General features: G+C 62.0%; 11 protein-coding genes and 3 pseudogenes. 8 read left to right on the top strand and 6 right to left on the bottom strand.

The genetic code is table 11. The features are described 5' to 3' along the window. Nucleotides 1–700: 700 nt before the first annotated feature. Nucleotides 701–1,018: a hypothetical protein gene (locus LIN44_RS22245; protein WP_227314454.1), complete on the bottom strand. Its 318-nt coding sequence runs from the start codon at nucleotides 1,016–1,018 to the stop codon at nucleotides 701–703. Nucleotides 1,019–1,042: 24 nt separating this feature from the next. Continuing rightward, complete coding sequence (locus LIN44_RS22240; protein WP_227314453.1) at nucleotides 1,043–1,348, bottom strand: hypothetical protein; 306 nt, start codon at nucleotides 1,346–1,348, stop codon at nucleotides 1,043–1,045. A gap of 686 nt (nucleotides 1,349–2,034) precedes the next feature. Between LIN44_RS22240 and LIN44_RS22235 the strand changes: the two genes are divergently transcribed. From LIN44_RS22235 to LIN44_RS22200, 8 genes are all read left to right on the top strand, one after another. Further along, on the top strand, nucleotides 2,035–3,957 hold the full coding sequence (locus LIN44_RS22235; protein ID WP_227314452.1) for a site-specific integrase: 1,923 nt from the start codon (nucleotides 2,035–2,037) through the stop codon (nucleotides 3,955–3,957). Nucleotides 3,958–4,859: 902 nt separating this feature from the next. Further along, a complete protein-coding gene (locus tag LIN44_RS22230) occupies nucleotides 4,860–6,059 on the top strand; it encodes a hypothetical protein (RefSeq protein WP_227314451.1) in 1,200 nt (399 codons plus the stop codon). After that, the gene (locus LIN44_RS22225; RefSeq protein WP_227314450.1) at nucleotides 6,056–7,615 is read left to right on the top strand and encodes a TnsD family Tn7-like transposition protein; all 1,560 of its coding nucleotides are present in this window, start codon (nucleotides 6,056–6,058) and stop codon (nucleotides 7,613–7,615) included. The genes LIN44_RS22230 and LIN44_RS22225 overlap by 4 nt, the downstream gene beginning before the upstream one ends. Further along, nucleotides 7,612–9,165 carry a hypothetical protein gene (locus tag LIN44_RS22220; protein ID WP_227314449.1) on the top strand — a complete coding sequence of 518 codons (1,554 nt, stop codon included), beginning with the start codon at nucleotides 7,612–7,614 and terminating at the stop codon, nucleotides 9,163–9,165. The genes LIN44_RS22225 and LIN44_RS22220 overlap by 4 nt, the downstream gene beginning before the upstream one ends. Then, the gene (locus tag LIN44_RS22215) at nucleotides 9,152–9,973 is read left to right on the top strand and encodes a hypothetical protein (protein ID WP_227314448.1); all 822 of its coding nucleotides are present in this window, start codon (nucleotides 9,152–9,154) and stop codon (nucleotides 9,971–9,973) included. The genes LIN44_RS22220 and LIN44_RS22215 overlap by 14 nt, the downstream gene beginning before the upstream one ends. Then, a complete protein-coding gene (locus tag LIN44_RS22210) occupies nucleotides 9,960–12,335 on the top strand; it encodes a hypothetical protein (protein WP_227314447.1) in 2,376 nt (791 codons plus the stop codon). Before LIN44_RS22215 ends, LIN44_RS22210 begins: the two co-directional genes overlap by 14 nt. Before the next feature lie 543 nt (nucleotides 12,336–12,878). Beyond that, entirely contained in the window at nucleotides 12,879–13,844 is a 966-nt protein-coding gene (locus LIN44_RS22205; protein ID WP_227314446.1) for a DUF1837 domain-containing protein, read from the top strand. After that, nucleotides 13,841–16,492: a DEAD/DEAH box helicase gene (locus LIN44_RS22200; RefSeq protein WP_227314445.1), complete on the top strand. Its 2,652-nt coding sequence runs from the start codon at nucleotides 13,841–13,843 to the stop codon at nucleotides 16,490–16,492. Before LIN44_RS22205 ends, LIN44_RS22200 begins: the two co-directional genes overlap by 4 nt. A gap of 1,285 nt (nucleotides 16,493–17,777) precedes the next feature. On the opposite strand, the gene LIN44_RS22195 is transcribed toward LIN44_RS22200, so the two are convergent. The 4 genes and pseudogenes from LIN44_RS22195 to LIN44_RS27665 form a co-directional block, all read right to left on the bottom strand. Beyond that, nucleotides 17,778–18,209, bottom strand: a complete 432-nt coding sequence (locus LIN44_RS22195; RefSeq protein ID WP_227314444.1) for an outer membrane protein assembly factor BamE — start codon at nucleotides 18,207–18,209, stop codon at nucleotides 17,778–17,780. Between the two features lie 88 nt (nucleotides 18,210–18,297). Continuing rightward, nucleotides 18,298–18,810 (bottom strand): annotated as a pseudogene (locus LIN44_RS27670) (YadA family autotransporter adhesin); the annotation flags it as partial. Nucleotides 18,811–19,218: 408 nt separating this feature from the next. Beyond that, nucleotides 19,219–24,567: pseudogene (locus LIN44_RS22190) on the bottom strand (adhesin); the annotation flags it as partial. Beyond that, nucleotides 24,568–25,155, bottom strand: a pseudogene (locus LIN44_RS27665) (adhesin); the annotation flags it as partial. Nucleotides 25,156–25,218 lie beyond the last annotated feature (63 nt).

Below are 25,218 nucleotides of genomic sequence, written 5' to 3'. Positions count from 1 at the left end.
AGCAAGCCTCTCTGAGTATGACCACGCTAATAGTCGATGGCTTAGTGCCCACGCCGAACGTTGGTGATGCGAACAATCAAATGTTCGTCAGTCTCGTACCGCTTGCCCGGATCGCTCGCGAGGACGTGGTGCCGCAGGTGCGCTGATTCCTTGGCAGAACAGTGCCGGTGTGCACCTTACTAGTGGTATTACGATAAGTGGCGAGGAGTGGATGGGCCTCCCGCGCTCGCCGTCTGTGTGCCGCTGAGCAAGCAGTCAGTTTCCCGGGCGTGCACGGCCAACACGTAATTTGACTAGCTCACGCGTGGGGGCCAAGGGATAGTTTTCGGTTACCGATGCGGGGTTAACGTTGAAGGTTTGCGCTTCGTTCTGAGCTGCTTGGCGAGATGGGCAGGCACCTAGTGGGAGGAGAGCGCGTGATGGGATCGGCTTTGAGCCGATCATAGGCCGGAATCACCTCGCGGCGCAGTCACTCCCCATGGCTCGATTCGCGGGCAATGGGGAGTTACCGTGTTCTCGGCTTGCCTACTGAGGCGTGGCTGTCTGACAACTACGCCACATGCGGGCTAATAGGACGCGGCCGAAGACCGCGCCGGAATTCGCGTGGTTTGACAGAACGGTTCTTATACGATTTTTGCATAATCCATGGCACGCGCACGGGGCACCACTAAGCCGCAGCGATTCGCGATATTCGAACGATCTACTCTGGCCCCCTGACGATTTCTCCCCACGAAAATAGCGATGTGGCGGTTGTTCGCTTTATCGGGGCGAGAACTTGTAGTGCGATGCTAACCAACTGGACAGGTCTGATAATCTCGCGGTCCACATCGTGAATTTTGGCCTCCGTGGTATAGATTGCTTGCTGGTCTCCCGCACCTCGCCAAGCTTCTTTCAAGACGGCGCAGTAGTGCCCGGTAGCTTGGGTACCGCTACCGTCATTGCTGATGTCGACGGCAGCAAGCAGCTTAACTGCTTCCTCATCGCCATCCGGCACCAGTTCTATGCGTACCCGCAACATAGGTCAACTCCTTGCTTGGTTGGTTCATTGCGTGGGCTGGTCTAGCTCCATATTGTCAAGCTTGGTGCGAAGTGTTTCCACGAGCCAGCAGACGAAGTTTTCCCATCCATCTTGGCTGATGGCCAAGCCCTTGCCACCCTCGATCAGAACGCAGGTTGGTAGCTCTCTGTCTGTGAGCTCAGGATGGAGCAGCAGCCAGCGAGCCAGAATGTTCTCCAACTCGTACGGGACATCCTGGAGATGCAGGTAGGTGCTGACCTCAGTTTCGATGTGAGGAAGCCCGGCCGGCAGCCAGGCCGACAAGAGTCGCATTTTCTGTTGCAGTGACATAGCAGACGGCCAAGACCTCCCGTTCCGTTCCCATCTGTGATGGTAAAGCGGATTTCAGTGGGCGAGTCGGAATGTTGGCCGAAGAGACCTCAGAGGCGACTGCGCAAGGTCGCCACGCTGCCAACCGGACGGGAGACTAGCCAAGGGAGCGTCTAGGACCTCCGAGGCCGCGGTTTTCTTCCCGAGCGGGAAGTTTTGCTCGCTTGAGCCGGACTTTGTCACTTCCATCTACCGCCCGAGACGATGACGGCCGCGCGTAAGCGCGTGTCGGACGAGCTCCTTGACGTAAAGCTGTACCGAAAAAAAAATTGCCAATCAATCATCGCACGACACCTTACGTTGAGGTACCGGACAACTTTCCGTTAGGGGGCTGACGCAGACCTGGATCGCGTCTGCAGAAATTGCGAATCGCTGTGCAAAATAATCCTTATTATTTGGTATCCTTAAATACGCCGACGCCAGTTGGCCGACCGCTCCGGCCCCGCGTCGTCGTGGCCTTCTCGCCCCTCTCTGCTGCCAACCCTCCGCCGTGCGCCGTCGTTCGCCGCTGGGAGGTTTCTATGCCGTCACACCTATCGCCTCTGTCAGCTGGGCGATCACATGCCAAGGACGGGGAGGCGGCGCCCGGCCGTTGCATCACCCGCCCGCGTCTGGATCGCGGACACTTCGCGTTCTTCCGCGCGGTGATGCAGGGCCTCGCACCGCGGGCGGTGTGGGAGCGTTATCTGCCGAGCGATGCGGAGGACGCGCGCGCCGCATCGTGCCCACCCGGCACTCTGAGCGGGTCCGATGCGACGCGTGGCGTGCCGCGGCTGACCGGCTGGATTCGCGCTGAGCTCTGCGCGGCCGCGGCGCGCGGCGGGGATTTTGCGCAGGCCCGCTTGCTCCGGCTGGACCTCGCGCCGTCGGCGCAGGCGGCCCCGCCCTCGCTCGAAGCGTTTGCCGATCGCGAGGGGCTGGCGGAATGTTCGGAGGCCGAGCAGTTGGCGGCCTATGAGGTCGTTTTCGGTAGTGCGCTGTCCCAGCAGCGTCGACGGATCCGATTGCTGCATCGCCAACTGGACGCCATTTATGCGCTCGAGACCCGCATGGTCCAACCCCCGCAGCGCGCCGATGGCGTCGAAGCCTGGTTCGTCGATTCGCTGGCCCTGCGCTTGCGTGCTGGCGGGATCTCGTCACTGGGTGCGCTCCATGCGCGCATGGCATCCCGTTCCGCGTGGTGGGAAGGCCTGCGCGGCGTGGGCGCGATCAAGGCGCAGGCGCTTGAGGAGTTCGTCACGGCGCATGCCGCTAGCTTAGGCCCGCTGCCGCTGCGCACGACGCCGCTGCCCGCGCCGCTCGCCCCGGCCGCGGCTGTCAGGGAGGCCGTCAGCGAGGCATCGATCAGCCCGTTCCTGCCGTTGGCGCAACTCGCCTTGTCCAGCGAGCTCAGCGGTGCGACGGGGCGGTTCCGCGCGCCCCCCGAACATTGCCTGTTGTCGGCAACGGACGATCGCGCCGCCATCGACGCCTGGGTGGCGGCACGCGGCAGCCGGGCGTCGAGCGGCGCGACCGTTGATGGCGTGGGCCTGGGCATCGGGCAACGACGTCATCGCACGCCCACCGAGCACGCGTATGGGAAGGAGGCCGAACGGCTGTTACTGTGGGCGGTGTTGGTCCGGCGGCGTGCCCTGTCGTCACTCACCGTGGAGGACTGTGTGGCGTACCGCGAGTTCCTGCTGGCGCCCCTTCCAGAATGGTGCGGCCCGCATGGACCGCCCCGTTGGTCTAGTCGTTGGCGTCCCTTTGTCGGCGCCCTGTCCGTGCCATCGTGCAACTTCGCGCTCAGCGTGCTGGGCAATCTGTTTGGATTCTTGGTGGACCAAGGCTACCTGGTCGGAAATCCGTGGCGCGCTGTGGCACCTCCGAGTCGTCCCGCGTCGGGTCCTGATGTGGGGCGCGCTTTCACGCCGGATCAATGGGCGCTGATCGAGCAGGAACTCGGCCGGCGCCCGCCCGGACTCGCGACGCACCGCCTGCAGATCGCGCTGCCGTTGCTGCACGACACGGGATTGCGGCTGTCCGAACTGATCGGCGCAACCACCGAGGATTTGCACTGGGAATCGTGGACGGCGCCTGGCGCTTCGCGCATGGAGGGGTGGTGGCTGACGGTCCACGGCAAGCGCGCCAAGGTCCGCGAGGTGCCGGTCCCCGACACCTGGGTCGCGGCGCTGTCGGCGTATCTCGTTGCGCGCGGCTACGTCGGCAGTCTGCCGCAATCGAGCGCCGTGCCCCTGCTCGGCGGGGCGAGCCCTCGGCACGCTGCGCAGGGTGATGGCAATGACACCGTATCGGGCAATGCTTTTCATCGGCAGTTAAAGCGCTTTTTTGCCCATTGTGCCGCCGCGTTGGAGGCGGATGAGCCGGCTGCCGCACGGCACCTGCGGCGCGCCAGCGCCCACTGGTTGCGGCACACGCATATCTCGCACGCGCTCGAGGCGGGCGTCCCCATCGAGGTGGTGCAACAGAATGTTGGACATGCGTCGCTCGATACCACCACGCGCTACGTCCATACCGAGAAAGTCCGCCGTCATGTGCTCATGCGCAAGCTATGGACTCGCCCAACTTAATCTCTCCATTCAGCTTGTGGTGCGATTTTTTCGGAAATTTTTAGCTTTCCGCTCGATAAAAATGGAGCCGCTGCACAAGAGAATGGAGATCTAATGTTTATTTTCTATGCCTTTGAAAAATAAGGAAAAAGTATATTGAAAGGATTGACAATTTGATTTGTGAATAAGCCGATACAAAGCAAAAGCCGCCTGGAAAGGCGGCTTTGTGTGCCGTATATTCGATGAGTCCTCTGCTCAGGACATCGGTATATCCGGCAATTTTTCGGATGCGGTTGGAGGGCGCATCCCCTGAAAGCTTCCACATGTTTATTTAACATGCCGACGCAATTCCAGGCCATCGCTGACTGCTAGGTGACACTGACAGTATCGGCGGTGACGTGGGGCTCGTCAAGGCAGGGACGCCATATGCGTTCGAATTTTCCGAAAACCCTTGATGATTGGCACACCACCATGACGAATACTTCACGAATGAGCGTTTGGCGCGTCGTCGCGCTCACAACAAGCGGTGGCGACCCGCTCTCGTACCGCCTTCCCCGTCTGACGGCATTGATGACCGATGCCAGACCTTACGTCTTGCGCGTGCCCGTCCTGGATATCGCCCGGGTCGCGCCGAAGTGTCGCCTTCCTGACTCACGATCCTTCCAATTGCCTGCCTCGTAGCGACCTGGCCGTGTCCATCCTGCGGCCCGTGCTCCTTGGGGGACGACGGGACTGCTTTCCCGGTTGTGACAAGAGACCCTCGCGTGCGTCGTCATGCGAGAGGCCGTCCGCGAATACGGAGGTGCGCAATGTCGATGCGAACTGCGGTCGTCCCAGACGAACCGCCAAGAAACGTCACGCCTGCCAGTGTCCAGTCCTTTCTACTGGATGACTTGCCGGCGCTCCCGGAGACGGCTCTGGCTATGGCAGAGCAACTCTATACGCACAGTTCCCGCAATACGCCGCAACGCCAGCGTTTGCGTCCATGGGAGGCGATGGAATCCAGGCTGCGGTCGATGTGCCTCTGCACGGAAGCCGAAGCCTTGATCGCGTTGCACGTGCTGTCTGACATCCGGCAGCGCGCGGCCGAGCGTGGGGCATCGGGAGCCGCTTGGGGCACGGCCTATGCCCGTGCGATGCATCTTCTCCGAAGGCCCCGTACCAGCATGCCGCAGCTTGTCGCAGCCGAGCCGGCCGAGTCCAGGCCGCTTGTTCAGCACTGGGGGGGCGGGGTCGTCCGTACGCACCTCGTCAGTGCACCCACTAGCATGGCCGTGGAGCGGACGTTCTATGCGTTACGCGACCTGATCGGCGTGAAGCCGCCGCACACACAGATGCAAATATTCGACGAGAAGGGAGGGCTGGTCGGTAGCGATGGATGCCGCATCGATCATGTGCCGCTCTTGATCGCACCGATGTCCGACGGCCACTGGGCGAGGGAACTGCTGATGGCGCTGTTGCAGGCGCTGGGGAGCCAAGACCTTGACGGCGAGTTGATACGCGCAAAACTCGGCGGGATCGAAACTTTCCTATTGGGGCGGATGCACGCGGCCAATGTGGGTGCGCTTGTCATTACCGGCTTCACTTCCCAGCACCTTGTGCCCGAGCTACCGCGTTTTTGGCGGTTGCTGTCTCGCATCGCGCGGGAGGGCTTCGTTGTCGTCCTATGCGCGACCGCTGCCGTGCGAGCGGCGTTCTTGCATTCGGAGTTCCGGGCATTGTTCCCGCCACCTCAGGAAATTTTGGCTTACGACCCCGGCAACTACGCGGGGATTACGCAGGCCATGTGGGAACTCTTCGCCCGCAGCGGTCCGATGCCCGCGCCGTTGTCCCGGATCTTGCCGGAAACGCATGGGTTAAGAGCTCCGATGGTCAGCTCCTGGGTGCTATACAACCGCCTCGTAAACCAACATGGCATGGACCCGTCAGCCGCCGCGCGGGGCTTGGTGGACAAGGCCTGTATTGGGCACCTCGCTATGGCACGGGAACTGTACGGCCGAATCCTGGACGCTGAAGCTATCTCCCAAAGTGAGTATGTCAAGTACCAGGATTATTTGCCTTGGGAGACAGATGTCAGAGATGACGCTGCATCGTCCGTGCAAGCGGCGGGAGAATCGTCATGATGCCGCGGATACCGGTTCTGCTGCCCCGACCGCCGCAGGAAGCCGCGAGCAGCATCGCCCGCGGACTGTTCATGGATGGCGACACCATCCTTGCGGCGAAGGATCGGTTTGCCCCCGGTCGTGCATTTGGCACCGTGCCCCGCATGTCGCTGACCCAGCTAGCGTCCCTCACTAGCGGGTTGTATGGCAATGCCGAGCGGTTGTTGAAGGAGCATTCGGCATATCCGTTGCTGGCGCTTGGCCTGCTGCCGGAGATGGCGGCCACGCAGGGGCAGCGCCTGTTGCATGGCAGCGGTCGTTCGGTACAACCCACCCTGCGGGTATGGGCGGGCATGCGAGTGGGCGGCATTCGCATCTGTCCCGAATGCGAAGCCAGCGCGTGGGAGCGCTTTGGTGTCAGCGCGTTCTTTTGGCCACACCTTGTTCCGTTCGTGCAAGCGTGCCCCTGGCACGGCTGCAGGTTAGTCGAGCGTTGTCCTCATCCGATTCCTGCCCCGAAACGGTCCGCGGTACGTCCCGCTGCCGCCGACCGCGTCGCCTACGCCCGTGCGATTTTGGCAATCACCGGCCTGGGCGACAGGCAGGAAGCGGCCTGCCATTTCGCGGAAAGTCTCGCCACCGCGGGCTTTTTCGCTGACACCGGTGGTGCGCGCACACATGCGTTTTCAGAGGCGTTCCGCAACTACTGCGCGTGCTTAGACGTCGCGCCATCACTGCGCAAGCTCGCAGCGTTGCCAGGGCGTGGTGCAAAGGTGCTGGCTTGGGTGGCGGGTCGCGCGACGCTACATCCGATCTATCTCGCGTTGCTATGGATGTTTCTCGAGGATGGCGGAATCGGGAAAGCTCGACCAGTGAAGCCTGCCGCGGTGCAGCGCCCGACCATAATGCCGAGGGCATTACCACAGCGGGCATGGCGTGCTGGCCGGATACGTCCGCTGCCAGTTGACGGCCGTCATCGATACTCGCGCCAAGATCTGACTGACCTGATTGCTCGGCAGTGCACCCCGAATGAGATTGCTCGCCTGTGTCGATTGTCACTGGACACCGTCTATCGCGAAATCCGCCAACAGGGCCTGCGTCCCGCGCTCGCGACGGCGCAGCTTGAGCGGATCCGCTCGGAGGCTCGCCTAGTATGGCTCGCGAGAATGCGAGCCGCACCGCAGTCTTCAGCCAACCAGATTGCCCGCGTAGAGCCGCGGCTGTTCCATTGGCTGAGCCGCCACGATGCGGTGTGGCTGCATGACCATTGGCCACTGGTGGCAGGCCCGATATCGCTTACGCGACGCGACGCCCATGGCGTCAGCGGTCAAGATGCGTCGCTTGCGGCAAAGATCCGACGGGCAGCAGCCTGGCTCACGCAAGAGTATCCCCATCGGCGACCGTCAAATGCCGCGCTGCGGCGCCAGCTTGGCATGTCAGAGTATGCGCTGCGCAAGGCATCCAACGCCGCGCGGGTGCAACAAGCAATTGATCAGTACTTGCGCACCGGGTCGGTCAAGGACGCCTTGCCGGCGCACACGTGCAGGAACGCCACCGCCAGGAGGACCCGAGCATGAAAATCAAATCTATGATGGGCGAACCGATCGTGATTGGCAATGCGATCGCCTTGCAGCCCAACGAACTGATCTCCGCCTTTGTTGAGCGAATCTATCGCGGTGCCACTGTCACGTCGAACAAAGCGATCACCGATATACGTAATTCGGTTGTGCATTCTTCGGTTGGAATGGTCGCGGGCTTAGGACGTATTTTGCCAGCGTTTGGCGAGCTATGCCCCGATCCTGTCTCGGTAAGTTTAAGGCATACCCATCTGCGACTCCTTACGCCATTCCTTGGCATTGGCGAGGCGAACTTACTCACCGAAAATGCCATCAGTGGACTGATTTCGACGATCGGTGAGCCCCGGAAATTCCAAAGCTATCGGGCGAGCCGTAACGCTGCACTGGGTGCTTGTCCGGAATGCATCCGGGAGCAAGAGGCGACGCGCGGCTTTGCCACGTGGGATACCGCGCCGAGCGTTAGAGGCTACAACTGGTGTGCTCGACATGCAGCAGTAGTCGTCCACCAATGCGAGACGTGTGGTTTAGCCTACAACTATCTGGACTTCGGCTGGGCGCCGGTTCTGCGCTGCAAGTGCGGAAAGTTCATGGCTCGGCGGTCGCCATCGCGGCCCTGTGATTTTGCTCAGGGTATCGCATACGACATCGAGCAAGTGCTGGCTGGCAAACTGGACGGCATCTACGGGGAGGAGGTTCGTGCTGTCATGCGAGAGGGCGGTGAGCGGCTCCGCGTGTTTTCCGGCAGTCCCGGTGAACGCACGGTCGAACGGTTGGAGGAAAACGGTGCGCGCGAGTTCTTTGAACAAAACTATCGTCCCGCGCATCGGTACGAGAAACTCAAGCTTGTCATGATCGGGAACCGCTTTAGCGGGCTCCCCGTGGTCAATCTCATCGCATGTCGCTTATTGTATGGTTCGATTGACACCCTGCTTTCGACTATCTTGGTCAAGCGTGCCATCGCCAATGTGGCCAAGAACCCGATGCCGGGATTTGCCACCGAATACTCCGAAGGACAACGTGCCGCTGCGAGACTGTTGATTGCTGAGACGTTGCTCGCACACCCGGACTTGCCGCGCCGATTTCTGTATGAGAATGCCATCGCCCCGATCACGGGAATCATCTCCACGGACGCTGAATGGGTCAACGCGCTGGCGATGCAGCACCACGCCAGTAGGATGAAGCTCCGTCGACGACGCACCGATGTCCGTTTAGCCCGACGCATCGAGGCGCGGGCGATTGCCTACCAGCAAGATGCTCATGCACCTCGCATCACGATAAAGTTGCTGATAAAAGATATCTTAAATGTATCTTCCATCAACGACTACCCTGCGTGTCGGACAGTCGTCGATCGATATCGGGAGATGGAGGGGGAATGCAACCGTCGTCGTTGGCGTTTGTTGGCAAGGGAGTTTCCACAATGTGTGGACCCCTATATGGCATCGGCACTCGCGCACGCGCAGGACCTCTCATTAGGGATGACACTCAAATACTACAGACGGCTGGTGCAACGCGTGGAGCAAGTTGTCGGAGAAAACCGTGATCGCTCATGACGCCATCATGCTCAGCAACTTTGCGCGACATTGCGTGGCCGACTCTCGATTGATTTTGCCCGAGCGGGATCGTTTGTACGTATTGACGGGACGGTGGCACGACAACCAACTCTTCGCCAAACGCAAGCCTTACTCATTGTCCTCCGTCACCGCAAACGTGCGGGGCGGACGGCCTCTACTGGAACAGTCGCAAAGTGAGCGTATTGTCGATGCATTGCTCTGCGCATCGCCCTATGTGATTGATATTCGCTGTCACTATCCTGTCTGTGTGGCGACGAAGAGCGCACCGCAGATCATCGATCGCATGGTCGTCGTAGAGCTTTTACAGCGACGTGGCGTACCGCATTTGCACGCACTGTTCATGGATGCTGAACGCCATCGAAATGTCCGACCGATGCTCGCGGCCCTTGACGTGACCTCCGAGTTGTTCGATAGGTTTGCCTTTACAGCGGTGCAGATTCACAACGCATACTTCTGCAACGGCCTTGTCCAACGCCACGACATCCGGGCCCTGAGAAGCGAAGCGTGGCAGTTTGCTGGGACGCTACTGGAAAGTGAACGTCGGCGTCGGAGACGGCCAACTGCGCATTGCGCTCGGCGCTATAAACCATGCGATTTGGATAGCCTGATGCTCCGACTCGGGCGGCGATTGCGGCTCGGTACGACAGATCTGGAAGCCCGCGACGCTGCCTACACGCGACTCGGCGCCGCACTCGTACTGGGATACTTGGAGCTGGATGACGGCTATGCACTGGAGGTGAGTCAACCGCTGCGCGTGAGGCTAAGGAGACAGCATGAGGATCGCTGAGTTGTCGTTATTCCAATGCGTGGAGGTACGGCGATCTGGTTGCGTCACAACGTATCGCGTCGTGGCCTACCAAGAGCGGACCGACCGCTATGCGCTCTACGACATGAGTCAAAATCCTCGCGCGAGGCGTCAGAAGCTGCAGGCAGTGCCGGCCTGTGCTCTGATTTCAAGTGACTCAGTCAAATATCTCGTGCATGACCCTGTCCGGGCGAAATTCCCCTCGGAGGCTTCGCTACCCGCGAAATACGCCGCGCTGCGCGATACGCATTGGGCAATGGTTCAACCCCTATTTGGTCGGGTGGGTGAACGGGATTCAGCGTTGGAATCGCCTGATGATCACGCACACGAAGATATTTTTTTTGATCGAACTTGGTTAAAACGCCGCGTTCAAGAGGAAGCGAGACGGTTAGATTTGGTGACGGGGCAGCTGTATCGACTGTTCTGGCGATGTGTGCGCTATGGCGGTGATCGTCGCGCCATGACGCCCACCTACCATGAGTGCGGTGCAAAGGGGAAACCGAAGTCCTTGCTTGAACATGCGGAGAAACCGGGAAGAAAGGCGGCAGGGTACTTTCTTGATCCCGAACACTACCGGCCCGAAAATCGGATGACCGCATTCTGGCGGGGGCGCATTGTTGCGCTGATCGTTTCGATCGCTGCTCGGTCGCCGGAGTCCGCGCGGGCACGGTTCTCGACCTTGCGAGAACTGGTCCGCGAATTTAACGCCGACTACGTTGGAGTGCCGGGTAGCATGCGAGACGTGACCCGCGCCCAAATCGGGGCACGTCGCATCCCTGGGCCGCACACGGTAGCCCGCCACATGCGAGCCATCCTCACTGAGCTGGGGCCAGAGTTGGGCGGCTTGCTGCCTGAGTGGCGTCCCCCGCCCACGGGACGAGCCACCGACATCGGGCATCCACTCGAAGTCATAGCGGACCTCGATGGGACCGTGTTCCCGTACGTCGAAATTGTGGTGCCGAACTCGAATCGAACCGCATACCTTTCCATCGGCTCTCCCCGACTCATCCTCGGCATTGTTAGGGGGAGTGACTATCCACTTGGCTGGTACGTGACGATCGGGCCAGAGAATCGTATGGCCTACACCTATTGTCTGGTTTCTATGTTTTGTGACAAGTCGCAACGATTCGCTCAACTGAGATTCACCGCCGCGCCGCGATGGCTAAGGAGCGGCAACGTCGACCGAGCAGTCGTCGACTGCGGACCGGGAGCGGCGAAGGAGCAGCAAATCTGGACACTGGAATCCCTGCATGTGAACTTAACGAAGACGCCGGCATACTTCGCGCCAGGCAAGGGCGGCGTCGAGGGCGCGAATGCACGGGTGAAGGACGGTTTTCTCGGCAAGCTGGCACTGACCCAAGAACTGGAGAGGTGTGTGAAGCTGGTAATCGAGCAACGGGCGGCGGCAGGTCCGAAGTACTCAAACGTCAAGCGGAGGGGAAAGGGTCGTCCGGCCAAGGCAGTCATCTACATGGAATTGCGAGATTTTGAACGGCTCGTGGTCGAAGTACTGAACGATTTGGCTGGCGCCAAAAGAACGGATCCGCGGGCGGAGACGCGCGATGGCCTTGTGGCAGGAAAACTACCGACACGCTATGACGCATTTTGCGCCCAACAGGAACGCCGTCGGGGCGATCAGAACTATGCGCATACCGAAGACACGATTCGCAGTGCGATTTTTGACAGAAGATTAAAAAGAACGCGGTTGCGTAACGGTCGATTCTGCCTGCCACGCCAAATGGAGTACGGTATCGACCCCCACGATCCGATCCTCACGCCACCGTTGCGCGCGCTGCACGAATATGAATGCAGGATGGGCGGAATGGGCCAACCTGTGTATGTGAAGGTCTGTGCTGACTGTTGGGGTAACGCGGCGTTGTGGCGCCATCCCGACGATGGTCAGTGGCTAAGAATTCCACCGACCACAGAGTCGGTCCAGCGATGTGGCAGAGATGCGGACCTGGTGGAGATTGAACAGCAACGGTTTCAGTGGCTGGATCGCAAGCGTCGAAAGGAAGTTGACGACATAGAGCACAAACGCAAAGCGAAAGGCGCTGGAGGGCAGGCGGCCGCCCAGGAGATTGCCAAAATTCAGAAAAGTGCAGGGCTCACTGCGAGTCGTTCTGGTTCAAATGCTGGCGTTCGACGCATGGCCATTGCCGCGGAGAAGTCGCGTGAAACGGTGGTGGACGCGAAGGCCGCTGGCGTTGCATCACAGACTACATCTGCCACCCCCTCGTTGCCAGCGGGATTTCGACCTCAGCACGGTCTGTTTGGGGGCGTGGGTACAGTCGTGGATTTAGAGGCCTTGCGGGCAGCAAAGCGCGAGGCATCGAATAGATAGCGATTTTCTGCCGAAATACGGTTCTACAGGGTGCGGAGTCATGTACAGCCCTGCAGGGTTGACCACAACGGTTCAGCGTTTAGGACCGCACGAGTGCTGCCCGAGTACGTGGCAGCGCGCATAGATAAGATGATTTGGGCTGCACGGGCGGTTGAGTTCCGTGAGAACGAAAAGGGAGAGCAACGCGCATCCGGGAGCAGATGCGTGCAGAAGAGCGAGCTCGCCGCTAGTCCAGATAGTTTCACCCGACTCATAACCGCGAGTCGGGTTTATCCCATGCATTCCCGTGCCTGGTGCTCCCACTTTGGTAGGGTGCTGCGCCTTAGAACGTTGCCGAAAATGTCACAATGCCTGAGAATCGGAGCCTAGGCTTGAAGCGAGCATCGCGCGGCTTCTTAAAAACTCCGTGTGCTGCCCCACAAGAAAGGCTGTCTCACTGAGACAAATAATTAAATGCGCGCCGACGAAATGATCTCACAGAGAGAAGGCATGTGAGGGGGATGGCGTGCGGGCAGCGTTATCCCCGAGGCGGAGGCAGATTTCTTGACGGCGTCGAGCGACAACCATTTTGAAGGCTTGTTAGACCCCATCGATGGGGTCGATAACGTGCTCAAAGAAGTCGTGGCGAATCCGCCACTAGACTCTCCGCGCCTTCTGTTCTTGCGGATGAGAGAGAACGAGCCACAAGTCAATCAGTTCGCTGAGTTGTTGACCGACCAGCTTGTTAACTACGTGGTCCCCCTTTCCAAGCGACAGGATGCCAATGCCGATGGTTCCCAGTCAAGGACAGGAGGCGACACGGCAGCGGCCATGCGACTGCGCCGCGAAGCGGTTCGTCTGCTCGTTAAGTATAGTGAGGCCAACAAGGCGAGGTATGGCGAAATCGGAGAACTGATTTCCTATGTAGTGGCAGTGCGATTCCTTGGTGCGGCGCAGATTGGCGCGAAGATGGCACTGAAGACTTCCTCCGAGATGCCGGTGCATGGGGTCGATGGGCTCCATGCGCGGGCCAATGACGATGGGACGGTGACTTTCTATCTCCTGGAATCGAAAGTCATCCCTGACGCAACTGATGCAACGCGCGACATGCTCAAATCGGTCGCGGAATACCAAGCGGACTACGGCCGTAGACTGAACGAGCTTCGTCTCGTTGGTGACTTGTCTAATCTTGACGCACTGCAAGGGGCGCAACGGGACGCTGCGAAATCGTTCTTCAATTCATATGCTGGGAACGGTAGCCACCTTCTGCGGCGCGACATTCATGTTGGCAGTCTGGTATTCAACGAGGACGCCTACAAGAACAAGCTCCCTCGAGACCGAAGCAAGCCGATTACCATGCATGAAGACCATTTTGAGGTCCTATACTCGGCAAAGCACGGTGTGTTTGGAAAGAACTTGTCTCGACAGGCTCTCGACAAGAGCATCGACCTCGGCGGCTGTATTGTGTTCTTACTCGCCATTCCAGACGTCAACGAACTTAAGCGTGTCTTTGCGGAGATGAATCGATGAGCACCTTCGCCACTGAAGTCGCGCAAGATATCCGCCGTGAACAGGCATTCTGGAGCGACCTTGCCGAGTTGCGAGCCGTCGGCATCCGCTCCACGTTGCTTGATGAAACTCGCGAAGTAACTATATCTGGCCCAACGCTGGGCTCGGAAGCTCTCACGAGACTGCTAAATTCTGCCAGCGTCTTCGCTTCCGCCAGAGATGAGGAGAGCAAGGAGCTGGCGCAGCAAATCGCTGTGTTCGCTTCCATTGCATCTTCTGAACCTGCGGTACGACAAGCATCCATCCGCATTCTGTCGGACCTCGGAAATTTCCCCGGTCTCGCCAGACTCGAGGTACTTCATCCTGTAGAACTCAGCTTTGAAACCCACATGCGGAAGGGGTTGCTCAAGGAAATAAACTCCGTCGATATGGCGGGAAAGCACACAGCGCTAACCGCCTACCAACTGGAGCTGTGGAAAAGTCTGGATGGTGCAAAAGCCACCGCGGTGTCGGCACCCACGTCGTCGGGCAAGTCCTTTGTCGTTCTCGAGCACTTGTGCGAGCGGGCCCTTGCCGCTAGGCGCTTTACTGCCATTTATGTAGCTCCGACGCGAGCGCTTCTCGCAGAGATTCACGGGAAACTGGAAAAGCGACTATCGAGGATAGATGCGGACATCAGGGTCACGACTATTCCGGTACCAGACCCCGAAAGTCGACCGAAGCAAATTTACGTGTTGACCCAGGAGCGAGCACAATTCCTCCTCTCAACTGCGATTATGCGCGGGGCGGTCGACCTTGTGATTTCGGACGAGGCGCAATCCCTCGGAGACGATAGTCGAGGGATGATTCTTCAAGACACTCTTGAGAAGCTTTGGGAGTTGAATCCGCAGGCGACCTTCCTGTTTCTCGCTCCGGGCGCCAGCGGGCTGGGTCTTATTGGGGAGACTATTGGGTTGCCCGCAGTCGAGGTAAAGGAGACGACCCTCTCTCCTGTCGTGCAGAATCGAATTAGCGTAGGGTTCTCGGACTTCAACGAGCATCTCGTAAAGCTAGACCTCGTGACACCCAGAAGGTTAGAGCCCATCGGGTCATATCAGTTCAAACGAGGATTCGCGCTCAGCGAAGACACGAAACTGGCGGCAGTTGCACAAGAACTCGGGGCCTCTGGACGGTCCCTTGTGTATGCGACCGGTCCGAAGAATGCTGAAGATTTGACGGAGCTTCTTGCACTCAATCGTCCGCACGTTGGTTCGAAAGTCTTGAATGACCTCGCGAAGTTTATTGAGCAGCATATTCACAAGCAGTATTCGCTGGCGAAATACGTTCGCCAAGGCGTGGCATTTCACTACGGAAATATGCCAAGCCTGCTACGTGAGGGGATTGAAGCTGCTTTCAGAGGCGGTGAATTAGACTACCTTTGTTGTACCACCACCTTGTTTCAAGGTGTCAATCTGCCTGCACGGAATGTCTTCATTGATACGCCAACTCGCGGACGAGGAGAGCCTCTTGATGAAGCCGACCTCTGGAATTTTGCAGGACGTGCGGGCCGTCTCGGGGAGGAGGTGGTCGGTAACGTGTTCCTGGTCAACTACGAGAATTGGGAGACGCAGCCGCTCACCGAGCGTAAGCCTTTTGCGATGAAGGCTGCCTTCAAAGAAACGGTGGAAGGTGACTTCGATGCAGTGGCCAGATTGCTGGGAGCCGCAACGCTGAAGGCTCCGTTGAGCGAACGCGGGCACACCGATGCAGGGAAGGTAACTGCAGCAGCCGGTCTGATTCTTTTCCGCTCTTCGCAAGGTACCCTGGATACCCTCCTGAACCGTTCGAGCATGGGTCTTTCCGCCGAACAGAAATCCAATCTTAGCTTGCTGGCGAGCAGTGCACTGAAGAGTCTCGAGTTACCTGAAGCTGTTTTGACGACGAGTTGGATGCTGGACCCTGTCGCGCTCGCAAGCCTACACAAGAGGCTCGTGGATGGCATTCGAAAACGTGAGTTTTCCAAGCTGATGCCCGTAAACCCTTCTGGTGACGCTTACAAGGTGTACAACAGCATATTTCGTCGCCTCTACAAACACCTGGGCGGCCTAAACCTTACTGGCGAGGAGGCGAAGAGGACTCGAGGTTTCGTCAACCACGTAACCGCGACAGCGCTGAAATGGATGCGCGGCGAGCCCTTGACGAGGCTCGTAGCAGAGGCGGTAAAGTACAAGCACGGCATGGCACAGAAATCGGGAAGGAAAGCGCCTTCCCAGGCAGTGATTGATGGCGCCATTCGGGATATGTTTGCCCTTATCGAGAAGACAATACGGTTCACGCTCGTTCAGTGGGCAAAGGCTTATGTCGACCTGTTGAAATTCGCTTTGAAGCAGGAAGGTATGGAAGACCTAGCGAATCAAGTCTACGACTTCTCGCTGGCGCTCGAGTTGGGCGTGTCCACTAACACAGGACGGTCGTTGGTTGAGTTTGGCCTATCGCGTATCACGGCAGCTGCGCTTGCATCGCTCATCACGGACTCATCCTTGACACCCGAGCAGGTACGCGAGTGGTTCGCGAAGCAACCAGAGCCACTTTTGTCTCAACTCTCCCCGCTGGTGACGGCAGAGTTGCGCGAACGTGGTCTGATATTGGAACTTCCCGAAGAAGGCGTCCCAAGCTTTGAAAGCATCTAATCCTTGCGCGTCGTATCTGCCGGCGGGGATATTCCTAGATTCACTTTGCTCTTTGGTACGTATTTACTCGCGAAGGCCTTGCCCATCCCGATCTGCACCGTTACCTTGACAGGTGCGGCCTTCGCAGTTTAGGGGTACATTCGTGTCGTAAGACTATGTCCAAGAGAATGGGTAGTTCGGGCTTGCAGAATCATTGGTAAGGAACCGACGCCGGACTGCATGACACCGGGCGTGTAGAGCACGGCCTCGGGTGTGACTGATCTCTGCCCGTCCTAGCTGGCCTTTCTGGTGTAAAAGCCAGTGCCGACGGGTAAGCGCCAGTTTGCCAACGTTGGCCTATCGCGGGCCAACGCTGTCGACGCTATCGTCCCGGGGTGCCTAACAGATGAGCCAGCGATTGTTGTTGCCCACACAGACCATAGCGATGACCGTTTGACACACTTCAATGTCGACGATCAGAAAAGTCGTAATGAGCCATCTAGGCTGACCACCGTATGCTCATGGAGGGATAAATACTGCATGGGACTGTCACACAACGACCCATAGTAGCGGGAGGGCGGATTTGACACTCAATCCGTGACTCACTATGTTGCACATACGCAGGGTGTCGTGTCGGAACAGAGTTGTGCAACGCTAGAACGAGTTCTGCAATGTCGGCGAAGCACGAAATACCCTCTTGATGTGGCGAGAATTGGGCAACGAGTGGAAGTTGGCCAGCCAAGCGGATTCAAAAGGGGTATCAATCCAGCCGGCTTCTATTGGGCGCTGGCGCACGCATCAGTGAGCGGACAAGCTGCGATCCGGAAGGCCGACAAGGAGGACGTCATGACCTCCGATTTCGTGAGTGATCTGGAGAAGCACCTCAGCTCCGCGGCCGACCTTTTGGGATCATCCGTCGACGTCTATGTAGGCCAGCTATTTTTGCATCGATCTCGGTGTCCTTCAGATCGAGGATGATGGTCCGTCACTCGGCAGGTGATAGCCGAGAGCCGGTGCGACCTGCAAATTCACCTGGGCGGGCAATCCAATTGCGAAGCCGCAACAGCTTGCGGTCATACGCGTCGAGTTGCATTGCCGTGATCCCTTCTGCGTGCGCGGACGCGATACCCGCGAATGACATGGAACGGCCATTTTCGCATTCAGGGCACCCCCGGGGCGTGGTCCCCGACATCAGCCCCGGCATGCGGTCACGCAGGCCATCGCGGGAGCAGGGGAGGACCCGGTCCGGGGCACCGCGAAGGCCGGAGCACGCCACCTTCCGGCCTTCGCGGCAAGCACAACTACATCAGGCTTTTCCCTTCCCGGTCACAGCCCTGGCCGCTTCCTCGCAGTCCTGCTCGCGCCACAGGAACTGCTGCGCCAGCACGTCCTTGTCGAACAGGATCTTGTATTGGCACGCCTTGTCGCCGGCAGGCGTCTGCAGGCGGAACAGATAGTCCCATTCCCGCACGAAGAAGAAGCCTTCCAGGAAATGCGGCCGGCCCAGCAGGTGGTACAGCTGGTCCTTGGTCATGCCGGGCTTGACCAGCGCCAGTTTGGCGGGATCGGGATAGATCCCTTCGCGCAGCGTCATGGTGGTGTCGGTCATCTCCGGCCAGACCGGCGCCGCGCTGGCGCCGCGGTCGTCGATCTTGCTGAGATTGCCGCAGCCGGACAATGCCAGCGCCAGCAGCAGGGCAGCGCATGGCGCCGCGTGATGTTTGATCGATGCATACATGGTGTCGAGTTCCTTGATGTTCTGAAGCGGGCAGACGGGCGCCGCGGTCGTGCCGGCGCCGCCTGCTGCACGGACGGATCCGCGCGGCTTACCACTGATAGCCCATGCCCACGGCGCCGCCATAATCGCCGCGCGAGGTGGCCGCGCCGGAAGCCTTCATCACCCACGAGCCGTTCTCCGAGACCCGCGACAGGCCCAACGCGTAGCCGGTCTCGCCATTGAACGTGGCGGTGCCGATGGCGAGCATGCTCTTGCTCGGCAGGTATGCCTGCGGCAGGCTGGCCATGGCCATCGCCGAGGCGATGCCCGCGTTGGAGCGGTTCTCGGTGGCACGCACGCGGCTGTCCATGCCGGCGAGCTTCTGGTCGATGCCCTCGCTGACCCGGTTCAGCTGGCTGACGTTGACGGCATCCGTCGGCGCGCGGCCTTCGGCGACGCCGGTGATCTGGCGATCGCCACCCGTGCCGGCGACGCTGATGCTGGTGCCGCCGGTGTCGCCGCCCACCGTGATCGGCGCGCTGCTGTTCTCCTGCTTGACGATGCCGACCTTGCCTTCGACCAGGTTGTTGACCGTGGTGTTGGTGGCATGCAGCTGCGAACCGTTGACGGCATCGGTCGAGTTCTGGCTGACGTTGCCGGCCGCAACGTTGGTGACCTTGGTGCCGTTGCTGCCGCCCAGCGTGATCTGCGAGCGATCCGAGTTGTCGTACTGGATCGAGTTGCCGACCTGTCCGGCGGTATCGCCGATGGCGTCGGCGACGTTGGCGTAGGTCTTGCCGTTGACCGTGAAGCCGCCGCCGAGATTGCCGGTGGACGGATCGTAGGTGGTGCCGCCGCCAAGGTGGTTGGCCAGGCTGCTGCCCTGGTTGGTCACGATGGTGTTCTGCGCGGCCAGTGCGTCGCCGACGTTGTGGTAGGTGCCGCCGCCGACCGAATACGTCGGCGCGGTATAGCTGCCGGTGTTCGCATCGTACGAGGCCCCGCCGCCGAGCGAGCTGGCGGTGTTCTGCGCCACCTGGTTCAGCTGGCTGACATTGACCGCGTCGGTGGGCGCCGAGCCGGCCGCGACGTTGGTGATCTGCCGCTGTCCGGCGGCGGTGCCGACCGAGATTTCACCCACCGAGTTCTGCCCGCCGCCGACACCGTAGCCGACATAGCCGGTGCGCGCGCCCACCGTGGTGACCGAGCCCGCGCCCAGCGCCACGCTGTTGGCAAACAGCGCCTGCGAGCCGGCGCCGAACGCCAGCGACTGGATCCCCTGCGCCTGCGCGTTGGTGCCCAGCGCGACGCCGTCGGCTTGCGATACCAGCGCGTTCTGGCCGATGGCCGTGCCGCCAGGGGCCGTCATCTCGACCAGCGCGCCGTTGCCGATGCCGATGCCGTTGTCGCCGTTGACGACCGTGGTCGGGCCCACGGCAATCGATTCCTGGCCCGCGGCCAGCGAATCGACCGCGGTCGAGTTCGCGTGGAAGTAGCGCGTGCCAGTGGCCGAGACCGAGCCGATCGCGCCCTGCAGCTGGCGGATCGTCACCGCATCGTGGGCCTCGATGCCGTCAGCCACGTTGGTGATCTGGCGCAGGCTGTTGGTCGCCGCGTTGCCAACCGCCACCGCGCCCAGCAGCGTGACGTCGCTGGTGTTGTAGGGCACCAGGCCGGTACCGGCGACGATGTTGCCGCTCGCCGGTGCCAGCGCGCGGTTCGACACCGAGCCGGCACCGAGCGCCACGCCGCCATCGACGCCGGCGATGGCGTTGTTGCCCATCGCGATGCTGTTGGCGTTGTTGGCCACCGCCGCCGGCCCGACCGCGATGCTGTCGGTGCCGAGCGCCTGGCTGTCGGGCAGGGTCGAGTTGGCGTGGAAATACTTGATGCCGCCGCCGTTGCTGATGTTATCGATGGCGGTGTTGAGATTGGTGATGCTGCCGTCGACCGCGGTGAACGCATCCGAGACGGTGGTGTAGCTGCCGCCCTGGATGTTGTAGACCGGACCGGTGATGGTGCCATCCGGGTTCACGACCGCGCCGCCGCCGAGGTGGTTGGTGATGCTGCTGCTGACGGCGTACAACTGCGAGCCGTTGATGGCCTCGGTCGAGGTTGCGTTGACCGCGCCATCGGCCAGGTTCGAGATGGTCGTGCCGCCGGCGCCGGCGAGCGTGGCCGAGTTGTAGTTCACCTCGCCCGGGTCGATCTGGCCATTGCCGTTGGCGTCGTTCCAGTCGTACTTCAGCGCGCGTTCGTTGGTGGCGCCGGCCTGCTGCGCCACCTGTCCGATCGCCTGGTTGGTGGCATAGAGCTGCGAACCGTTGATCGCATCGGTGGAGGTCGCGCTCAGGCGACCCGCGGCGACATTGGTGATGGTGCGCTCCGCGCCCACCGCGCCGATGCTGACCGTGCTGGACGGCGTTGCGCCGGCGAAGGTGTAGGCGTTGCCGGCGAGCGTCATGCCGCCCGTGCCGACCGCCGCCGCGGTGACCGAGCCCGCGCCCAGCGCGATATCGCCGGCGTTGTTGGCCACCGCATTCGGGCCGATCGCGACCGAGTCGGCGCCCAGTGCCTGGCTGTCCGGCAGTGCCGAGTTGGCGTGGAAGTACTTGATGCCGGCACCGTTGTTGATATCGCCGATGGTGGTGCTCAGGTTGGCGATATTGGTGGTGTTGGTGGCGATGTTCGCGGTGTTCTGGTCGACCTGGGTGTTGGTCGCATACAGCTGCGAACCGTTCACCGCGTCGGTCGACGTGCCGCTCAGGCGGCCCGCGGCGACGTTGGTGATGGTGCGCTCCGCGCCCGGGGCTCCAACGCTTACCGTCGAAGCCGGCGTGGCACCGGCGAAGGTGTAGCTGTTGCCGCCGATGGTGGCGCCCGCCGTACCGACCGCCGCCGCGGTGGTTGAGCCCGCACCCAGCGCGATATCGCCGGCGTTGTTGGCCACGGCGTTCGGCCCGATCGCGACCGAGTCCGTGCCCAGCGCCTGGCTGTCCGGCAACGTCGAGTTGGCGTGGAAGTACTTGATGCCCGCACCGTTGTTGATATCGCCGACGGTGGTGCTCAGGTTGGCGATGTCGGTGGTGTTCTGCGTCACCTTGGTGTTGGTGGCAAACAGTTGCGAACCGTTCACAGCGTCGGTCGAGGTACCGCTCAGGCGGCCCGCGGCGACATTGGTGATGGTGCGCTCCGCGCCGGCCGCGCCGACGCTGACCGTGCTGGCCGGCGTTGCGCCGGCGAAGGTGTAGGCGGTGCCGCCAATGGTTGCGCCGGGCGTGCCGACTGCCGCGGCCGTGGTCGAGCCAGAACCCAGTGCGATGTCGCCGGCGTTGTTTGACACCGCATTCGGCCCGATCGCGACGGAGTTGGCGCCGAGCGCCTGGCTGTCCGGCAGTGCCGAGTTGGCGTGGAAGTACTTGATGCCGGCACCGTTGTTGATGTTGGTCAGCTGCGTATCGAGATCCGCGATGTTGGTGGTGTTGGTGGCGATGTTCGCGGTGTTCTGGTCGACCTGGGTGTTGGTCGCATACAGCTGCGAACCGTTCACCGCGTCGGTCGACGTGCCGCTCAGGCGGCCCGCGGCGACATTGGTGATGGTGCGCTCCGCGCCCGGGGCACCAACGCTGACGGTCGAAGCCGGCGTGGCACCGGCGAAGGTGTAGCTGTTGCCGCCGATGGTGGCGCCGGGTGTGCCGACGGCTGCCGATGTGACAGACCCCGAGCCGAGCGCCACATCGCCGGCATTGCTCGCCGTTGCGGTATCGCCGAAGGCCAGCGCACCCGCTGCCGCGGCACGCGAGCCGTTGCCCAATGCGACGGAGCCTTGGCCGATCGCGGTGTTGGCATTACCGATCGCCACTGCGCCATTGGCAGCGTTGCCGGCCGTCGCGCTCGCGCTGCCGTCGGCGTTGGCGATGTTGTTCGCACCGCCGACGAAGGCGCCCGTGCCGCTGGCGTAGCTCGGATCGCCAATCGCGACCGCGCCATTGCCGTAGGCGACGTTGTTCGATCCGATGGAGACTGCCTTGCCGCCTGTTGCCACGGCGTTGGTGCCCATGGCTACCGCATCTTCGGCATTGGCGACCGCGCCGCTACCCACCGCGATGCTGTTGAGCGCGCTCGCCGCGGAACTGCTGCCCATGGCCACTGCGCCATCTGCCGAGGCGTTGGCCAATACGCCCGCGGCCAGCGCACCGCTTCCCGTCGCGGCGCTCGACCGGCCAAGCGCCGTCGCATTGACGCCGGTGGCAACGCTTACGCCGCCGACTGCAGTGCCGCCGGTGTCGGCCTGGCTATCCGCGCCCAGTGCGACGCTCTGGAAATTATGCGACTGCGCACCACGGCCGATTGCGACCGTGCTGTTGCCGTCCGACAGCGCGTCCAGCCCCATCGCAATGGTCGCGTAGTTGGACGCGCTGGCATTTGCGCCGATCGCCATGGTGGTGTTGCCGGCGGCGCTGCTGGCGGAGCCGAGCGCGACCGAGTTGGATCCGGCCGAGGCGGCGTTGTAGCCGAAAGCCGAAGATTCCGGCCCGGTTGCCGTTGCGTTCTGACCGACAGCCAGCGTCTGAACGTTGCCGGCCGTCGCGCCCGAGCCGAATGCCGTCGCGCCGGTATTGGTTGCCGCCGCATTGGCGCCGACAGCGGTGGTGTTCGCGCCGGCAGCCGCGGCGCGGTCGCCCAGGGCGATGCCGGACGGCGCGTTGTTGACCGTCGACCAGAAGCCGATCGAAATGCCATTGGTCGAAGCCGCGTCGACGTGGGGCAGTGCGGTGTTGTTGGTCCCGATCGCGATGCTGCCGCTGGCGGCGGCGATCACCTGGTTGCCGATGGCCGTGGCGTTGACCGCGCTGGCGGTGCTGGCATAGCCGATGGCCGTGCTCTCCAGGCCGCTGGCGTTGGCAAGATAGCCCGCCGCCGTACCCTGGATTCCGGCGGCCGTGGCACCGACGCCAGCCGCAACCGAGAAGCGCCCGGTGGCGCCATCGTTGTTGTAGTTCGCGCCGATCGTGCCGTTGTCGTTGACGCTGTAGTAGTGCGGCGCGGTACCGGCGACCGCCGATTGCAGCGACTGCTGCACGGCATACAGCTGCGAACCGTTGATTGCATCGGTCGACGTATTGCTGATGCGGCCTGCGGCAACGTTCTGGATCTGGCGCTCCGCGCCTGCGGCCCCGACCGAGACCACGCTGGTCGGATTGACGCCGGCGAAGGTGTAGGTCGTGCCGCGGATTACCGTGTTCGCCGTCGGCACGGCCGCGGCGCTCACCGATCCGGAACCGAGGGCGACGTCGCCGGCGTTGTTTGCCACAGCGGTATCGCCAAATGCCACCGCGCCGGCACCGAGCGCGCGGCTGGTGCTGCCGATCGCGACGCTGCCCTGGCCGACCACCGTGTTCTGGTAGCCGATGCCGACGGCGCCCTGCGCGGCAGCGCCGGCGGTGCTGACCGCCTGGCCGCCGCCACCGACCATGTTGGTGTTGCCGAGCGCGACCGATCCATTGCCGGTGGCGGTGTTGTCCATGCCCTGCGCAACGGCACCGTCGCCGGTGGCGGTGTTCGGATCGCCGATGGCGACCGCGCCATTGCCGGACGCAAAGTTGCCGGAGCCGATCGACACCGCCTTGCCGCCGGTGGCGGTCGAGCCGTTGCCGATGGCCACGGCGTCCGCCGCATCCGCGACCGCCAGGCTGCCCAATGCGATCGCGCTGACACCGCTTGCCCGGCTTTGACGGCCCATCGCAATGGCATCGGTCTGCGACGCGGTGACGTCGGTGCCGACGCCAATGGCGCCTTGCGCGATGGCACCGGTGCCCGGCATGGTGCGTGCGCCGAGATAGACGGCGTTCAGCCCGCTGGCGGTCGCGCCCGCGCCAAGCGCGGTGGCGTTCATGCCTGTGGCCATGGCGTTATAGCCGATCGAAGTCGTCGAGTTCGCGGTGACCCCAATGCCGGCGTTGGTGCCGATGGCAACGTTGTCGTTGCCGCTCACCAGGCTGCCTGCGGCTGCGTCCACGGTGCCGTCGTAGGCGACATTGCCGTCGCCGCTGCCCATGGCGACGTTGCGCGCGCCCGAGACGCCGGAGCCGGCACCGCGCATGGCACCGGCGATGCCGCCGCCGATGGCGGTATTCTGTGCGCCGCTTACCAGCGCCCCGGTGCCAAGGCCCAGCGCGATGGAGTTGGCGTTGCCCGCGGTCGAGCCGGCGCCCGCGCCCTGGCCAAGGGCAACGGCAGCCTGTCCGGCCGCTACGGCGCCCGAGCCGATGGCGAGCGAATAATCCGACTGTGCCTGGGCCAGGTTGCCCAGTGCCGTCGCGGCGATGCCGGAAGCTGCGGCGGCGCGGCCAAGTGCCGACGCCGAATCGGCGCTGGCGTTGGCGGAAGGGCCGAGCGCCAGCGCATTCTGGCTGGTCGCGTTGGACTGGTAGCCAATCGCAATGGCCTGCGCCTGCGTCGCGTTGGCAACGTAGCCCATGGCAATGGTCCCGGCAGCTGACGCGGTTGCGCCGTTGCCAACCGCCGTCGATTGGTTTCCGGACGCCGCAGCCGCAGTGCCAAACGCACTGGCGCCGGTTCCGGTAGCTGTCGCGACATTGCCGACCGACGTGGACCACGCTCCGGTGGCCTGCGCGGCGGTGCCGATGGCAATCGCTTCAAAGCTGTTGCCGGCCGGCGCGGTGCCGCTGGCATTGGCACCGGTGCCGATTGCGATCGGTGAGCCCGCACCCGTCGAGTTTGCATCGGAGTTGGCGCCGATGGCGATGGGTGCGCCGCCGCCGGAGGCGGTTGCCGAGGCGTTGGTGCCGACCGCGGTGCCGCCACCGCCGGTTGCGACGGCGCCCGTGCCGGCTTGGTAGTTCTGGGCGCTGGCCGCCTGCGGCAGGGCGGCAAGTCCGAGTGCCAGCGCCAACGGCGAGGCCAGGGCGGCGAGCCCGCCGGAGGCCAGCCATCCGCCGGCCATGCGCGTGGCCCCCGACTGTCGCGACACCGCGACCCCGTTGGCGGTCATCGACCCCACCACCGA

Origin of the sequence: Cupriavidus sp. MP-37 (assembly GCF_020618415.1) — a bacterium.
In the GTDB taxonomy this organism is placed as follows: Bacteria; Pseudomonadota; Gammaproteobacteria; order Burkholderiales; family Burkholderiaceae; genus Cupriavidus.
The sequence above is the reverse complement of the archived record's forward strand: the minus strand, read 5'-3'. Positions and strand labels throughout refer to the sequence as shown.

Excerpts from the sequence above, each read along its gene's own strand:
- LIN44_RS22245 (WP_227314454.1), bottom strand. The coding sequence starts at position 1,018 with ATGTTGCGGGTACGCATAGAACTGGTGCCGGATGGCGATGAGGAAGCA.
- LIN44_RS22240 (WP_227314453.1), bottom strand. The coding sequence starts at position 1,348 with ATGTCACTGCAACAGAAAATGCGACTCTTGTCGGCCTGGCTGCCGGCC.
- LIN44_RS22235 (WP_227314452.1), top strand. The coding sequence starts at position 2,035 with ATGCAGGGCCTCGCACCGCGGGCGGTGTGGGAGCGTTATCTGCCGAGC.
- LIN44_RS22230 (WP_227314451.1), top strand. The coding sequence starts at position 4,860 with ATGGCAGAGCAACTCTATACGCACAGTTCCCGCAATACGCCGCAACGC.
- LIN44_RS22225 (WP_227314450.1), top strand. The coding sequence starts at position 6,056 with ATGATGCCGCGGATACCGGTTCTGCTGCCCCGACCGCCGCAGGAAGCC.
- LIN44_RS22220 (WP_227314449.1), top strand. The coding sequence starts at position 7,612 with ATGAAAATCAAATCTATGATGGGCGAACCGATCGTGATTGGCAATGCG.
- LIN44_RS22210 (WP_227314447.1), top strand. The coding sequence starts at position 9,960 with ATGAGGATCGCTGAGTTGTCGTTATTCCAATGCGTGGAGGTACGGCGA.
- LIN44_RS22200 (WP_227314445.1), top strand. The coding sequence starts at position 13,841 with ATGAGCACCTTCGCCACTGAAGTCGCGCAAGATATCCGCCGTGAACAG.
- LIN44_RS22195 (WP_227314444.1), bottom strand. The coding sequence starts at position 18,209 with ATGTATGCATCGATCAAACATCACGCGGCGCCATGCGCTGCCCTGCTG.